The following is a 518-nucleotide window of genomic DNA, read 5'->3' as shown; positions in this document are numbered from 1 at the left end:
ACTCATAACAACGCTTAATACTTTCATCTTTAACCTTTTCATAGCTGGTCTCCTTTAACTTAAATTATACTTTGATAAATAAACAACTTGGTATAACCATATAAATCTCACTTTTGATTTTAACCATTTTAATAATCATCCCCCTTTTGTAAAATACTAACATATAATATATGTTTAGTAAACTTGTTTATATCATACTGTTATAGCCTGTTTTTTGCAAACACTTTTTGCTTCTTCCTCAAGGATGCGTATAACACTGGCATTTCCATTTAAAAAATGATATACTATTTGTAGCTTGTTCAATAAGGAGTAACATCATGACAGATACCACAAATAGTTTATCATTAGCTCAGTTTTATCCTCAGAATTTATTGATTAAATCTATTCTTAACGAAGACAACGAGATTCACATTACAATGCGCTCTCAGACAAAAAATGTAATTGCCCTAAATGCATGATGGAGTCTTCCAGCCTACACGCAACACATCACCGTAGGGTTCAGGACTTACCAATTTACG

This window comes from Acetivibrio ethanolgignens (assembly GCF_001461035.1).
GTDB classification, from domain to species: domain Bacteria; phylum Bacillota; class Clostridia; order Lachnospirales; family Lachnospiraceae; genus Velocimicrobium; species Velocimicrobium ethanolgignens.
This window is presented reverse-complemented; position numbering follows the sequence as displayed.